12 protein-coding genes and 1 tRNA gene are annotated in these 14,273 nt (G+C 64.3%); 6 read left to right on the top strand and 7 right to left on the bottom strand.

Going from position 1 to position 14,273, the window contains the following annotated elements:
• Positions 1-22 precede the first annotated feature (22 nt).
• From AC5Y42_RS00500 to dcd, 5 genes are all read right to left on the bottom strand, one after another.
• Positions 23-778 carry a maleylpyruvate isomerase family mycothiol-dependent enzyme gene (locus tag AC5Y42_RS00500; RefSeq protein WP_499894924.1) on the bottom strand — a complete coding sequence of 252 codons (756 nt, stop codon included), beginning with the start codon at positions 776-778 and terminating at the stop codon, positions 23-25.
• Positions 779-782: 4 nt separating this feature from the next.
• Positions 783-2,108 (bottom strand): UDP-glucose dehydrogenase family protein, encoded by a 1,326-nt coding sequence (locus tag AC5Y42_RS00495; protein ID WP_499894922.1) that lies wholly within the window; start codon positions 2,106-2,108, stop codon positions 783-785.
• Positions 2,109-2,206: 98 nt separating this feature from the next.
• The gene (locus tag AC5Y42_RS00490) at positions 2,207-3,589 is read right to left on the bottom strand and encodes a DUF7159 family protein (RefSeq protein ID WP_499894921.1); all 1,383 of its coding nucleotides are present in this window, start codon (positions 3,587-3,589) and stop codon (positions 2,207-2,209) included.
• Between the two features lie 76 nt (positions 3,590-3,665).
• Complete coding sequence (locus tag AC5Y42_RS00485) at positions 3,666-5,120, bottom strand: DUF7159 family protein (RefSeq protein WP_499894919.1); 1,455 nt, start codon at positions 5,118-5,120, stop codon at positions 3,666-3,668.
• A 153-nt stretch (positions 5,121-5,273) separates the two neighbouring features.
• Positions 5,274-5,852, bottom strand: a complete 579-nt coding sequence (gene dcd / locus AC5Y42_RS00480) for a dCTP deaminase (RefSeq protein ID WP_499894917.1) — start codon at positions 5,850-5,852, stop codon at positions 5,274-5,276.
• Positions 5,853-5,935: 83 nt separating this feature from the next.
• On the opposite strand from dcd, the gene AC5Y42_RS00475 reads away from it, so the two are divergent.
• A tRNA-Gly gene (locus AC5Y42_RS00475) sits at positions 5,936-6,009 on the top strand.
• Between the two features lie 218 nt (positions 6,010-6,227).
• Positions 6,228-7,427, top strand: coding sequence for a Shedu anti-phage system protein SduA domain-containing protein (locus AC5Y42_RS00470; RefSeq protein WP_499894914.1), 1,200 nt, complete (start codon positions 6,228-6,230; stop codon positions 7,425-7,427).
• Here the strand turns inward: AC5Y42_RS00470 and AC5Y42_RS00465 are convergent.
• Both AC5Y42_RS00465 and AC5Y42_RS00460 read right to left on the bottom strand, forming a co-directional pair.
• A complete protein-coding gene (locus AC5Y42_RS00465) occupies positions 7,424-8,833 on the bottom strand; it encodes a tyrosine-type recombinase/integrase (protein WP_499894912.1) in 1,410 nt (469 codons plus the stop codon). The two genes, AC5Y42_RS00470 and AC5Y42_RS00465, sit on opposite strands and share 4 nt — an antisense overlap.
• A gap of 2 nt (positions 8,834-8,835) precedes the next feature.
• A complete protein-coding gene (locus tag AC5Y42_RS00460; protein WP_499894910.1) occupies positions 8,836-9,477 on the bottom strand; it encodes a uracil-DNA glycosylase in 642 nt (213 codons plus the stop codon).
• Between the two features lie 664 nt (positions 9,478-10,141).
• On the opposite strand from AC5Y42_RS00460, the gene AC5Y42_RS00455 reads away from it, so the two are divergent.
• From AC5Y42_RS00455 to AC5Y42_RS00440, 4 genes are read left to right on the top strand one after another with little or no spacing between them, the layout of a single operon-like run.
• Positions 10,142-10,534, top strand: coding sequence for a hypothetical protein (locus AC5Y42_RS00455; RefSeq protein WP_499894908.1), 393 nt, complete (start codon positions 10,142-10,144; stop codon positions 10,532-10,534).
• Positions 10,519-11,532: a hypothetical protein gene (locus AC5Y42_RS00450; protein ID WP_499894906.1), complete on the top strand. Its 1,014-nt coding sequence runs from the start codon at positions 10,519-10,521 to the stop codon at positions 11,530-11,532. Before AC5Y42_RS00455 ends, AC5Y42_RS00450 begins: the two co-directional genes overlap by 16 nt.
• Positions 11,529-12,431 (top strand): hypothetical protein, encoded by a 903-nt coding sequence (locus AC5Y42_RS00445; RefSeq protein ID WP_499894904.1) that lies wholly within the window; start codon positions 11,529-11,531, stop codon positions 12,429-12,431. The genes AC5Y42_RS00450 and AC5Y42_RS00445 overlap by 4 nt, the downstream gene beginning before the upstream one ends.
• Positions 12,428-14,272 (top strand): AAA family ATPase, encoded by a 1,845-nt coding sequence (locus AC5Y42_RS00440; RefSeq protein ID WP_499894902.1) that lies wholly within the window; start codon positions 12,428-12,430, stop codon positions 14,270-14,272. The genes AC5Y42_RS00445 and AC5Y42_RS00440 overlap by 4 nt, the downstream gene beginning before the upstream one ends.
• The last annotated feature ends 1 nt before the right edge of the window (position 14,273 follow it).

The raw sequence follows: 14,273 nt of genomic DNA, 5'->3' as shown, positions 1-14,273 counted from the left end.
AAAATACCGGGTCGGAGCTGACCTAGAACGGCGTGTGGTCGAGCCAGTTCTGCCAGACCGCGGTGTCACCGAACACCGCGATGTCGGTATCGGTGGCCGCAACCCGCCGGGTGGCGGCCAACAGCAGGTCGGCGGCAGCGCCCCGCAGCGCCACCGTTCCCTTGCCGTGGTCGTGCGACCAGGTGATCCCGGAGTCGCCCACGCCGATCGTCCATTCGCCCGAAGCGCCCAAGCCGGGGTCGGTGGCGTGCAGGTGCACGGTGTTGCCTTGCGCGAGCGGCATCGGCGCATCGTCGCGTCCGGCCTGGGCTGCCACACGCTCCAGCCATTCGCTGATGCCGTCGGCCGCCAGCTCGGCGCTCAGCGTGTAGTCGCCACCGATCGCGAGCGCGGCGTCGGCGCGGTGCACGGTCGCCTCGTGCAGGCGACGCCGCACCCACCAGTACGCCGGGCGCTGTCCGAGAAAGGTCCATACCGGGGTTTCCAGACCAGCCAGCTCAATGGCATCGACGAGTCGCCGCGCGCCGGCGTGCAGCCACGAGATGGCGTCGTCGGGATCTGGTGGCGGCTTGCCGCCCTCGACGGACCGGGGATCCAGAAAGTGGTCGACTCGGTCGGTGATGATCTGCGCCGCCCACCGGTCGCCGCGGCCGACGTGCCGGAACAGTTGCTGGATGGTCCAGTCCGGGCAGGTCGGGACTGGGGTCGACGGATCGCCGCCGCGGATCACCTCACCGAAGGCGCGGTTCTCCTCGAGAAATGCTGCCGCGTAATCCACCCGGTCAGGTTACGCGGCGGCCCAGGCAATACACCCGCCAACCCGCCTGCTGCCAGCGGGCGACGTCGAGACAGTTGCGGCCGTCGACAATGACTTTGGCGCGCACCTGATCCGCCAGGTCGCCGGGGTCGAGGTCGACGAATGCGGGCCACTCGGTGAGCACCAGCACGGCGTCGGCGCGCTCGCACGCCTCGGCGATCGACACCGCGTAGTTCAGGGTGGGAAACAGCCGCTGCGCGTTCTCCAGCGCTTTGGGGTCGTAGACGTTGACCGCGGCGCCGTTGAGCTGAAGTTGGCCGGCGACGTTGAGCGCCGGCGAGTCGCGCACGTCGTCGGATTCGGGTTTGAACGCGGCGCCGAGCACAGCGATATTGGCGCCCAGCAGTGACCCGCCGCAGGCGGTGGTGGTCAGTTCAACCATGCGGGTGCGTCGGCGCATGTTGATGTTGTCGACTTCGCGCAGAAACGTCAGCGCCTGGTCGGCCCCCAGCTCCCCGGCGCGGGCCATGAACGCCCGGATGTCTTTGGGCAGGCAGCCGCCGCCGAAACCGAGGCCGGCGTTGAGGCATCGACGGCCGATGCGCGGGTCGTGTCCGAGTGCGTCCGCCAGCATCGTGACGTCGGCGCCGGCGGCTTCGCAGACTTCGGAGACCGCGTTGATGAACGAGATCTTGGTCGCCAGGAATGCGTTGGCGGCCACTTTGACCAGTTCGGCGGTTTGCAGATCGGTGACCAGGAACGGCACACCGGCCTGTCGCAGAGGTTGATACAGCTCACGCAGGGCGGCCTCGGCGTACGTCGAGCCAGGTTCCATTCCCAGCACGATGCGGTCCGGCTGCAGCGTGTCCTGCACCGCCAGTCCCTCGCGCAGAAACTCCGGGTTCCAGGCCACTTCGACGTCGACTCCGGGTGGCGCGATGGACCGGGCGCGTCGACCCAGTTCAGCGGCGGTGCCCACCGGCACCGTGGATTTGCCGACGATCACCGATGGGCGGGCCAGTCGCGGCACCAGCGCGTCGATGACGGCATGCACATGGCGCAGGTCCGCGCCGTATTCGCCCCGTTTCTGCGGCGTGCCGACACCCAGGAAATGCACGTCGGCGAATTCGGCAGCCATCTCGTAGTCGGTGGTGAACCGCAGCCGGCCCGCAGCGAGGTTGTCGCTCAACAGCTTTCGCAGGCCCGGCTCGTAAAACGGGATGTCGCCGCCGGCCAGCTTGGCGATTTTGCCGGGATCGATGTCGACCCCGACGACGTCATGGCCCAGCTCGGCCATCCCGGCGGCGTGGGTGGCGCCCAGATAACCCGTGCCGAAGACGGTGCATCGCATTACACCGTGTGTAGGCGGCCGCGACGAGCTGACCGTGACCGCTCCCTGAGCGATAAGCGAACGTCAGATGACAGTTTGCCCGGCGACGATGCGGGTTGTTACAGGCCGGGAACTCCCGGGATGCCCGGGACCCCGGGAATCCCGCCGCCGCCGCCACCGCCGCCATGACCGCCGCCGTGGCCGCCGCCACCGCCATGACCGCCACCACCGCCGCCCCCGTGGCCACCACCCGGAATGCCGGGTGGCCCGCCACCGCCGCCCGGGAGCCCTGGGATCTGCGGGATTTGCGGCACCGGCGCCGCAGGTGGCGGAGCCGCGGGTGCGGGGGCGGGCGCCGGCGCGGGCGCCGCGGGAGCCGGTGCCGGAGCGGGCGCGGCCGGAGCGGGCGCCGGCGCCGGTGCCGAGGCGGGGGGAGGCGGTGCTTGCTGCGGTGCCGAATTGCCCGGCACGACCATCTTGTGGCCTGGATTGGGCTGCTCGCCCGTCGGGCGCAGTGTGACCACCAGCGCGATCGCCAGTGCCACGACACCGACCACGAAGATGGCGGCCACCGCACCGGACACCAAGGTCAATCGCCTGCGCGGCCGACTCTGCTGATCCTGATCTGGCTCCACTGGGTGGCGGTCGGCGAGGGCGGTCGGGGCGTTCGCTTCGTCGTCGGCGACGGCGCTGTAGGCAAGTGCGTCACCGCCCGCTGGGGCGGCCGCGTCCGGCATCGGACGATATGCCGGCGACACCGCATACGGGTCGACCGCACCGGTGCCGGGATCCTGCGCATACGCCAGCGCTGCGGTGGACGCCGAGAACAACGGCGCGTGTGCCGAAGCCAGCGCCGCGCCGCGGGCCAGCGCCGTCGCGGGCTCCTCGGGCGAGCTCACCGGCAGCGACGTGGTCGCTTCCAGTTGGGGCTTGAGCGGGCCGACGTCCACGCCGGAACCGACCATGAAAAGCCCGTCGGGGCGCGACTCCAGGGTCTGCATGTCGCCGACCATCGCGGACAATTCTGCGGCGGGATCACCGCTGGTAAACGGCTCGCGGCGCGCCTCGATGACCGATCCATCCGCGGAGTTGACGATGGCGGTCGTCGCGGCATCGGGTTCGACGAACAGCAGTCCGGTTCGGCCGTAGCCGTTGGCGCTGCCGACGCTTTGGGCCAGCGCGGCGGCGGCCAAAAACGCCGACACGAGCATGACGTTTTCGATCTTGTGGGCAGCCAGTGCGTCGCGCAGCGCAGCGGCCTCGGTCGGATCACTCCAGGTCACGCCGGTCGAGGCCAGCTGGTAGCCGCCTTCGGCCGCGCCTTCCCGAGTGCCCAGAATCGCCGAGACCACCTGCTCCGGCGCGCTGGGCGGCGCTGCGTCGCCGTTGCCGGGCCGGGCAAAGTCATCTTGCTCGACGGTGGCGCCGTCGCCGTTTTCGCCCTCCACTAGCACCATGCGAACCGTCGAGGGTGCCATCGACACGCCAAGTACGGTGTCCACTGCTCCTCCAAATTCTTGCCGCCGTCGGGGTCCGGTGGGAGGAGTACCCGTTTTTGCGGGCTGGAGGAACCGGCGCTTACCCGATGCCGAGGTTGAGCCCCGGTACCGGCAGCGGGATCTTGATGCGCGGTCCGCCGCCCCAGCCGTGGCCGTGGTCGTCGTCGTCGCCGCCGTGGCGCCAGCCACCGCCGCCATGGTCATCGCCTCGCGGTCGAAGGGGTGGGCCTTGCTGCGGCGGCGCCAAGATCTGCCCCAATTGCGGCAGTACCGGCGGCATCGGCGGCGGAGGTGCTGGCGCAGGAGCCGGTGCGGGTGCAGGCGCTCGCGCCGGCGCGGGAGCGGGTGCCGGTGCAGGCGGAGGTGCGGCCGGCGTGGGCGGCGCGGGAGCCGGAGCGGGCACGTGTGCCGACGGCGGCGGCGCAGGAGCCTGCTTAGACGGGGCGACGACGTTGTGTCCGATGTCGGGTCGTTCGCTGACCGACGGCCGGATGGTGAACGCCAGCGAAATGACCAGTGCCACAACGCCGACCACGAAGATCGTCAGCACGCTGATGGCAGTCAGGAACGGCCTGCGACTCGGCGACTCGCCCTGCGCGAACCGAAAGTCGAGCATGCTCGAATCCAGGTTTTCCTCTTGGTCGGCGAGGTCGCTGTAGGCCTCGGGCCCTTCTGCCGTGTATGCCTCGGCCTCCTCGTCGGGGACCGCGCTGTAGGCAAGAGCCTCCTCCCCCGGCTCCGCATCGGCGGGAACATCCGCGGCGGCGAGGTAACCGGGCGAGACGGCATACGGGTCCACGGCGCCGGTGCCGGGATCTTGGGCGTAGGCCAGTGCGGCGGTCGACGACGCGAACAGCGGTGCGCTCGCGGAGGCCAGGGCCGCTCCGCGCGCCAACGCCAGGTCGGGTTCCTCGGGCGCGCTCACCGGCAGCGACGTCGCGGCCTCCAGCGCCGGTTTGATCAACGGGATGTCCACGCCAGAGCCGACGACGAACAAGCCGTCGGGTCGTTCTTCCAGCGCCTGGGCGTCGGAAGCCAGCTTGACCAACTCGGCAACGGCCGCGTCGTCGTCGTCGGGCAGCGGCTGGCGGTGCACGTCGAAGACGGACCCGTCGTCCGAGTCCACCACGGCCAGGGTGGCGGTGTCCGGCTGAATAAATAGCAGTGCAGTGTTCGCGTAGTTGGAGGCATTGGCGGCTGCCTGGGCCAACGCGGCCGCGGCCAAAAACGCCGACACCAGCATGACGTTTTCGATCTTGCGGGCGGCCAGCGCGTCGCGCAGCGCGGCGGCCTCGAGCTGATCGGTCCAGGTCACCCCGGTCGACGTCAGGTGGTAACCGCTTTCGGCTGCGCCTTCACGGGTGCCCAGGATGGCCGAGATCACCTGGTCGGTCACGGCAGGGTTTACTGCATGACCGTTGCCGTTGATCTCGAAGTTGTCCCGGTCGACGGTGGCACCGTCGGCATTTTCGCCCTCGACCAGCACCATCCGGACCGCTGAGGGTGCCATCGACACACCCAGTACGATGTCCACTACTTCCTCCAAAGTAGTTTGCTAGCTACTCGCGATAGTGGGCAGCAACTAACCCGTCCCCGCTGACCCTGTTACTTCGAGCCTACCGGCCCGCTCGCAGTTGGCAGGGTGGCCGCGACCGTGCGATGCCTCACTCGGCTCTACGGCGCGGCGTTACGGCTGGCTGGGTTTGAGGAAGTTTTGGTAGGAGCGAGACGGCGTCGGGCCGCGCTGACCCTGGTATTTCGACCCGGCGCGCGCACTGCCGTAAGGGTGCTCGGCCGGGCTGGTCAACCGCAGGATGCACAACTGGCCGATCTTCATCCCCGGCCACAGCGTGATTGGCAGGTTGGCGACGTTGGAGAGCTCCAATGTGATGTGGCCGCTGAAGCCGGGGTCGATGAAGCCGGCGGTCGAGTGGGTCAGCAGTCCCAGCCGTCCCAGCGACGACTTGCCTTCCAAGCGGCCGGCCAGGTCCTCGGGCAGTGTGCACAACTCCAGCGTCGAACCGAGCACGAACTCGCCGGGATGCAGCACAAACGGTTCACCGTCGACCGGTTGCACCAGGCTGGTCAACTCGTCCTGCTGCTTGGCCGGGTCGATGTGGGTGTAGCGGGTGTTGTTGAACACCCGGAACATGCTGTCGAGTCGAACGTCCACGCTGGACGGCTGCACCAGCGCGTCGTCGAACGGGTCGATGCCCAATCGGCCGGCGGCGATTTCGGCTCTGAGGTCACGATCGGAGAGCAGCACCCGACGAGCGTATCGGCTGCGTTGGCGGCTGCGTTGCCGATGAACGGCGCGGCGCCGGGTGCTAGCCTTCGTCAAGCATCCGCGCCGATGTAGTTCAATGGCAGAACATCAGCTTCCCAAGCTGAATACGCGGGTTCGATTCCCGTCATCGGCTCCACAAACCCCCAGTTCAACGGCATATCGGCCGATCTCATCAACCCGCCAGACGGCGTTTGGACCGTGTTTTGACCGTGGGTCGGCGAAACCCCCACAGCGAGCCCGTTTGCTCTGGTCGTTGTGGGTGGAACGATGGTCCGAGCGACCGTGTTCGGTGGAGGACCGCAAGACCTGGACGACGCCGAACCCGACCAGGACGGGCCACTACGCGCATGGTCGTTGCCGCCCGAACCGGGAACGAAGTACCTCGGCATCAAGGCCGCCGAGATCAAGCCGCGCGGGCGAACCTACAAAACGGCGAGTCTTCGATTCTTCGGCGACGATCCCGAAAACCCGTCGAAAGCACGGTTGGAGATCAAGCAGTGCCGAAAGATCCCCGGCGACGGCTACGACTTCGACAATCCCGAACGCCAGATTTCCATCGAGAACAACGAAATTCTCGCCCTCAAAGCGTTTCTGAATGAAGAGTTCAACCAAGACGGGCACTACGTTCGGGTCGATGACCGCGACATCGCCAAAGAGGTCGCTAAGTACGGGTCGACGGAACTGGCCGAAATCTTGGTCGCGATCTCGGACAAAACCGAACTGGTCAAGGCAATCCAACAAGCGGGTCAGGCCGATTTTCTCACCGGCGTACTCATCGGCCAAAAGAACATCGACACGTTGGAAACCCTCAAAGCGCTCGCCGAAGACCCAACTTCGGACGAAAACAGCTTCCAGCGGATATTGCAGGACAATCCGTGGATGTTCGGCGGGCAGTTCGTCGGCGTCGAGAAGACACGAACACTGACGACCCAAGATCAGATCGACATTGCGCTGATAACCGGCGACGGTTCGCTCCACGTTGTCGAACTCAAGAGAGCCAACATCCCGAAACTGGTAAGGCCGTATCGCAACCACCACATCGTCGGAAACGAAGTGCACGAAGCTGTTTCGCAAACCGAGAACTATCTACGGTCTCTCGATGAAGAAGCCCATACGATCAAGTCCAAACTCAAATTTGAGGCGCGCCGCGTTTTCGCAACGGTGGTGATTGGCCACATCAATCACAACGTGGAAGAAATGGACGAAGACGACTTCTACCGTGCATTGCGCACGTACAACAGCCACTTGACGCGGGTTCAGGTGATCACCTACGACCAACTAATCGACAACGCTTTCAACTCACTCAAACTGATGCTCGGCGCGGCCGACAGCGAAGAACAGCCGTCACCCGCTGCACCGCCGCCCGTGAATCCGTTCGCGACCGCTGCCGAAGCGACTGTGAATGAAACCGATAGCAGCGGTGGATATTCCGACTACGACGATTTCGACGGTGACGACGACTTTGAACCGCCGGATTCCTACTACGAGGAACGCGAACCCGAGTACGAACCTGACGACTACGACGAAGACCCCGACGAAGATCCCGACTTTTAGCCGCGTTGGCGCATCGCGACCACGTTGCGCGCATCGACCGGGCGGCTCATCGCCTCTAGCGCGGCCATCGTTTCGGAGTGATCGTCATCGAACAGATGCGTGTAAATCGTCAGTGTCGTCGTCACTTTCGCGTGACCCATGAAGCGCGAAAGCTGTAGCGGCGGGATACCGGCCGCAACACACAAACTCGCGTAGGTGTGGCGCAGAGCGTGAAACTTCAACGCGGGTGGCAACACCGCATCCGACCCGCCAAGTCGGTTGGCGCGCGCGACCGCAGGGCGGAACACCGCTTTGTAGAACGTCTGGTGGCGGATCGGTGCCGACCAATCCAGCACCAGGCGGTCCGCCGCTTCATCGATCGAAAGCCCCGCCAGGGCATCGACGGCGGTGGGCACAACGCGATTACCGTTGGCATCGGTAGCGCGCTTGCCGGTCGGCTTGGCCGCTTTCAACGTCACAGAGCAAAACAGTGGTGCGGCAGGATCATCGGCGCGTGGGTGGGCGGCCAGATACTCGCGCAACAGTTCGGTGGTCCCGCTCATCATCGGCACGCGACGCCGTGAACCTTTCGTCTTGGGCGAGTCATACACCAGCGCACCGTCGATCGTGGTCACGGTGCGTTCCACATGCAGCACGCCCGGTTTGGCGGGCGCGTTCGGGTTGATCGGCGCATCCGGCAACTCGACGTCACCGACCTGTAGCCCGGCCAACTCGGCGGCACGCAAACCGCACCACGCGGCCAGGTGCACCATCACCGAGCACGGCCAGGGCGTGGCGTCGACCAGCGCAGCCACCTGCGCGGCGGTGAGAAACATGTCGGGATCGTCCACCACGCCCGGCGTGCCACTTTGGGCGCTTCGCTCACTGGGCAACTTGACGTGATCAGCCGGATTGACCGTCAACCGTCCGTCGGCGACACACTGCGAAAGTATCTGGCGCACAACGAAATAGTGATGTCGTACCGTCGACGCCGACTTACCTGCGTTTGACAGCCTGCCAACCCAGTTGGCGATGTCGGCGCGCATGATCTCGTTGACCGGCCGGTGGTCGAATGTCGCTGCGATCGACAAATCGGCGGTGCTCGCGCCGTCGCCGTTGCGACGCGCGCGTGTCTTGCCGCTCAACAGGTTTGCGTATTCGGCGCGCGTGCGGGGCTTGAGATCGTGGCGACCGTCCAGCCATTGCGCGGCGACCACGCCGAACGTTTCCTTGCCGCGCTCACGTAGACTCGCCACCGATTGGCCTTGCGATAAAAGCGTTTTAGCGCGGTCAAGTTTGTCTTGGGCCAGCTCCCGCGTGTCGCACGTCTCGCGGTATTCGCGGCCATGCTCGTACCAGACGGCTTGATAGCGCTTGACCGGTTTGCCGTTGACGCGCTTACCCGATTCACGGACCCGAATATGCATCGTCAGTTCCCGTCCGTCATCCAGTCGTTCTCACCTTTGCACGTGCGTTCGGGTTGAAAACCCCACCGCAGCGCCCGTCCCAAACTCGCGCTGTATCGCCGTTCCAACGCATCATCGTGTTGGCGTTTGATATACGACGGGTGCCACATGAAGTGAACGCGCGGCGATTCGTTCGACGGCTCAGCGCGTGGTGTTCGAAACGGCCACAACAGTTCTGGCCCATCAGGATAGAACCTGCGAACGGCGACCTTGGCGTCATCGCCCAGACCGACAATCAGTTTCGGACGGACCAGGCGCAGTTCTTCGCCTAGATACGGGGTGCAGTTCGTTTTCCACTCGCGCAGCGATTTGACGTTGCCTTCGGGATGACAGTGCACGACATTGGTGATGTAGAGATCGCGCTTTTCGAGGTCGGCCAGGTCGAACGCGGCTTCCAGCAGATCGCCACTGCCACCAACAAACGGTTCCTGTGCTGCCATGCACGGCCCGCACAAGCTCTGGCCGACGATCACCACGGGTGATCCCAGATTCCCCCAACCCGGCGCAGCTTGGGTCTTGCCTTTTACGTTCATGCCTGCGCACTTGGTGCACGTCCTGATCCGATCGGCCAGTCTGTCGTGAGCGCGTTTCGCCGAAACAGCCATCAAGCCCCCTTTTCCCCAGTTCGCCGATCGCAACAGTCGTAGAAGCTGAATACGCTGCTCGATTGAAGAGCAGCGGGGCGGCAACGACGGAGCTAGCAGCTGTTGCCAACCAGCATGCCACACCCTCTTCGGGGCGTCTTTGACCGTCATTTGACCGTTTTTGAGCGGCACTCCCAGCGTAAACGTGGCCTGCAGGGAAGCTAGACAACGACGACTCGGCTGCACGGTCAGGCGACAGGTTCAACGCCGCACCCGTTACGCAGGAGCCGCGGCTCGCGTAGCACTGCCGTTCCAGTGGAGCTGCCGGGAATCGAACCGGTTTCGCGATGCTGGTCTCTCAGCCGAACCCGTTGTGAGCTGAGATATGACATTTTGTCATTCACCAGAACAATCCAGGGACCGACGCTACTCAAAGTCGGCGCGCTCGATCCGCTCGCTGATCACCTTGGGGTTCATGCCGGCCCGCAGCGCGGTGGTGGCGTAGGAGTGTCACAGATCAAAAGGTGATGCGCGCAAAACCGGCTACCGCGACGAGGCCGTCGAAGCATTGCCGAATGTTGCCAGGGTGCGGCGTGAACCCGTTTGTGGCTGTCCGACTCGATACACTCGGCCAAGTTGCAAAGGCGCATACGGCCGAACTCCGCTTCGGCAGTGAAGGATGCCGGTGGGGTTCGATCTGTCTGATCTCGCGAAGCTGCTCAACATGGGCCCACCCGATGGCGAGGCGTGGTTTGAGCAGACCGAATCGATCGTAGGCTTTGCCCCGCAAAAGCCCAGCGCCAAACGGCCGATCATTCTCCGCCACTGGCCGAGTTCCGGCGCGATCGCCTACGTCTTCGCCCGCACCTCCAGCCTCGATCGCGTCGAAGTTCTCAACCCTGGGCACGACCATCGCAACGAATGGCCCAAATGCTGGCTCCGCGACGATGGCAGCATCGTCGTCTCACGGCCGCTCCCCGTGCCGAAGGATGCCCTCGACGAGGCGCACCGGCTGTGCAGCGACGATGACGCCAGCACGATCAAGGCAGTTATGAAAGCGCGATGGCAGACCAGGTAGAACCCGCCGACCCGCTCGCGGATGTCGACGAGGAATTCGGCCTCGGCGATGTCGATGGCGGAGACCTTGAGACCTTGATTGAGGAATTCGAACGCCGCGGGGTCGGTCCGCGCTGGCTCCAAGAAATTCAGACGGCAGCGTCACGTATCACTCGACGGTACAGCCCCTCGGTCTACGCTCGCAGCGCCGTTTGGGACGACGAGGCCGTCGACGATCTGGTCCAAGACGTTGTCGAACGCATGCTGACAAAAGGGCAAGCCGAGTACATCTGTGACGTCGCGAACGACTTCGGCCACGCCCGAGCCCTCATATACCGCCAAGTGCGAATGACGCTGATCGACCGCAGACAGCGGACAGCGGTCGACAACCTTTTCGATCGAGCTGTTGAGCGTTTTGGGGAGTTACCCTTTGAGCAGGTGAAGGAGAAGCCACGATCTTGGCGGATCGCTGGCCACAGTCTCGAGGCCACGCCCTACACACAACGGCTCACCACATCCCTCGCGGCGCTGCCCCGCCTTCCAGGCAATGGAACGGAGCGCGCAAGTGCGATCTGGACGACGGAGACGCTTGTTGACGCTCTGAATCTGATCTGCACCTCGGTTCACGAGGTCGAGGAACTCGATCTTCGAAAAATTCTTGACGAGTCGTTGACAGTCTTCGCAACAGCGGAGGTTGTGTCTGATGAGGCCGGGACTGGAGACAGCTCCGGCGAACTCGACCCCAGCGAACTGATCATGGCAAACGAACTCGCAGAGCGACTCGGTGCAGCGCTAACGCATGAGGAAGCGACGGTGCTCGCGGGCAAGTGGATCGGCGATTCCGACGGCGACATCGCACGCCGCCTCGGTGTCAGCCGGCCCACCGCCGCGAATTACAAGGCGTCCGCCTTCGCGAAGGTTCGTAACGAACTCACCTCGCAAAGTGAAGCCGTGGTCAGGTTCACGTTGGGGCGTCTGCATTCAGCTGTAATCACCAGGGTCGGAGGAGGTGCATCATGACCGACATTGAGATCGGAGGCATCTACCGCGCGGTGGCGATGGACCGTGAAACACCGGCCGCGTTGGTGCTTGTCACAGACTTCGACGAGGCAACGCAGTCTCTCACCGTGACGCTGCTCAGCCCGGATGTCGAGTTGGGCTCAAGCACCGACCTTCTCCTATCAGGGGACGAGATTGGCCGCCCGTACGATCTACTGGCCGAGTCTGACGTTTTCGGCTACGCGTGGGTGGTCCAACTCGATCGACGTATTGGACGAGTCGACGCGCAGGTTTTGAGGGCTCTTTCTGCGCTGCGCGAGGAGGACGCGGTAGATCGTCGGGTTGCCGGCCCTCCGGTTATTGACCGCAGCGACCCTCGCTGGAAGTTCAAACTCCAGGAGTTGAAGCGGCTCCAGAGCTTGACCGCAGACTGCACTCGCGAACTGATCGACGGCGAGCGGGTTGCTTCCATTGATCCAAACGCGCTTCGCGCACCCTCCACGGAGGCGGAAATCGCGGCATTTGAGGAATTCGTGGTGGAAGTCGTCGAAGGAGTGGGTCGTGGGACAGCGCGAGTCCCCGGTTGGCTCGTAGACATCGCCCTGGACGACGAACTTATAGAGGCTTACCGCGCGGTCGGCCTCTACAACTCGCTGCGTCTTCTATGGAGACTTGCTGACCCAACTGATGCAGGCCCCAAACCGCCATCTGCCAACTCACCGCTTGAGCACTTGCAGGTTCTTCAAGTGGAGATGGCATCCGCGTCCGGACACTCGAGCCTGTGGCTTCTGGGCCGGTCGACCGATATTCGAGGTCCGATCGAGGCGCGCCCCACCCGCACTCGTGATGGACGCCTCGTCCAGATAGGCCTTATTTCCGCCCGCGCGCGCGTCACCCATTACCGAGAGGTCTTCGCATGAGTAATCCACTGATCGGGCGCCGCCCGCCCTTCTCGACTCGGCGGGGCATCACGCTCCGCCGTTGGCGTCTACAGAACTTCAAGTCCGTGCGAAACGACAGCGTCGAGCTTCGCCCACTGACCGTCATCGTTGGCGCGAATAGTGCGGGCAAGAGCACACTGCTCCAGAGCATCCGCGCTGCGAGCCAGGCGATAGGCACGACAGGCTATTTGTATCCCCTCAACGGTCGCGGGGTCCGGCTCGGCACCGTGGCCGAGGTTAAATACCGGGGCCCCGGTAACGATGAAGAGCCGCTAATCATCGGCGCCGATTTCGAAATTCAGGCCCCGCGAGGCGGATATAGGGAGGGCAGAGGGCTGACCCAATCACAAGCAGCCCCGGTTCTCGCTACCTTGTCCTGGGAAGTCAAGCTCGGTGAGTCATCACAACAGAAGGGCATCGCCAAGATCGAGCGGCTGAACGTCGACTTGAAGCCAGAGGACCCCGACACGCTCCCAGAGAACGTCCCGCGTGTGGCCAGAGCGTGGGTACTTGCCATAGCGGACGAAGACGCCGAGGATCTCGTTCCGCTCGACGAAGACGACGAAGCGAGTTCCATTCCGCACTACTTTTCGGGACAGTTCGCCGGTGCCAATAGCAGCTTGCTGGAAGTCATCGACATCCATGTCGCTGGGGGCTTCCCGCTCGACGCGTCAGTGATGCGTCCGCGTGCCGAAGTCCTGTTCGAGGCTTGGCGCGACATGCTCCTCCGACGATCGATCCAGGAGCGGGACGAGATCGAGCATGATCTATTCACCGAAGCTAAAGCAATCGAGGAAGTCAGCCGTGTTCTGCTATCGGTTCACGCAGCGGTGGCCGACGCGAAGGCCGAGTACGGGGACGCTGTGCGCCTTGAGCTTGGTTCGAAGGCTCCTGAGACACGTTCCAAGATCGACCTCAACGTGGTGTCGTCCGAGACGTTCAACGATGCAGTTGTCGAGGAACTGACCAAGGGTGGAATTCAAGGCGAGGTCCCGTTCCCTCATCGTTTGGATGACCTGGGCAGGGCATCGGATCTCGCAGCCTCCTACTTGAGCGCAAGCATCCGCTATCTTGGTCCTCTTCGGGACGAACCTCGGGCCTCGTATCCCGACTCGCCGGAAGGCGACGACACCTATGTCGGCCCGAAGGGCGAATTCACCGCCTCGGTGCTGCAACGGCACGGCGACCGGAAAGTCAGCGTCCCGACGCCGCAGCCAGATGGAACGATCAAGACTCCCCGTCGGCCAATCCAGCTCATTACCGCCGTCAACCGGTGGGCCGAATACCTCGATATCGGCGAGAGCTTCTCGGTTTCGGACCAAGGCCGCTTCGGGATCCAGCTGCAGGTGAAGCAAAAGGACGTCGAGGGAGATCTTGACCTGACGAGTGTCGGCACCGGCGTCAGCCAGCTGCTGCCGGTCATCGTGATGTGCGTGCAGGCACCAATCGGCTCCTTGCTCCTAATCGAACAACCGGAGTTGCATCTCAATCCGCGAGTGCAGCAGCGGCTTACTGACTTCTTGCTGGCGATCGCCCAAAGCGGACGCCACCTCGTTGTCGAGACCCACAGTGAGTACCTGATTTCGCGACTGCGGCGACATGTTGCTGAAGATCTCGATGATGAGCTTCAGAACACAATTGGTATCTACTTTGCGAAGCGCGTAGACGGCGCGACCAACTACGAGCCCGTGAAGTCCAACGAGTACGGCGGGATCGAGGAGTGGCCGGAGAACTTCTTCGACCAGGCCACTGAGGAAGAGCACGCGATCCTCTCGGCGGCGGTCAAGAAGCGCCGGGCCAAGGCGGCCCAGTCGGAGTAGG

It is taken from the genome of Mycobacterium sp. NGS48, from assembly GCF_059812585.1.
The sequence above is the reverse complement of the archived record's forward strand: the minus strand, read 5'-3'. Positions and strand labels throughout refer to the sequence as shown.

Coding starts and splice junctions, on each gene's coding strand:
- AC5Y42_RS00495 (WP_499894922.1), bottom strand. CDS start 2,108: ATGCGATGCACCGTCTTCGGCACGGGTTATCTGGGCGCCACCCACGCC.
- AC5Y42_RS00465 (WP_499894912.1), bottom strand. CDS start 8,833: ATGCATATTCGGGTCCGTGAATCGGGTAAGCGCGTCAACGGCAAACCG.
- AC5Y42_RS00460 (WP_499894910.1), bottom strand. CDS start 9,477: ATGGCTGTTTCGGCGAAACGCGCTCACGACAGACTGGCCGATCGGATC.
- AC5Y42_RS00450 (WP_499894906.1), top strand. CDS start 10,519: ATGGCAGACCAGGTAGAACCCGCCGACCCGCTCGCGGATGTCGACGAG.
- AC5Y42_RS00445 (WP_499894904.1), top strand. CDS start 11,529: ATGACCGACATTGAGATCGGAGGCATCTACCGCGCGGTGGCGATGGAC.
- AC5Y42_RS00440 (WP_499894902.1), top strand. CDS start 12,428: ATGAGTAATCCACTGATCGGGCGCCGCCCGCCCTTCTCGACTCGGCGG.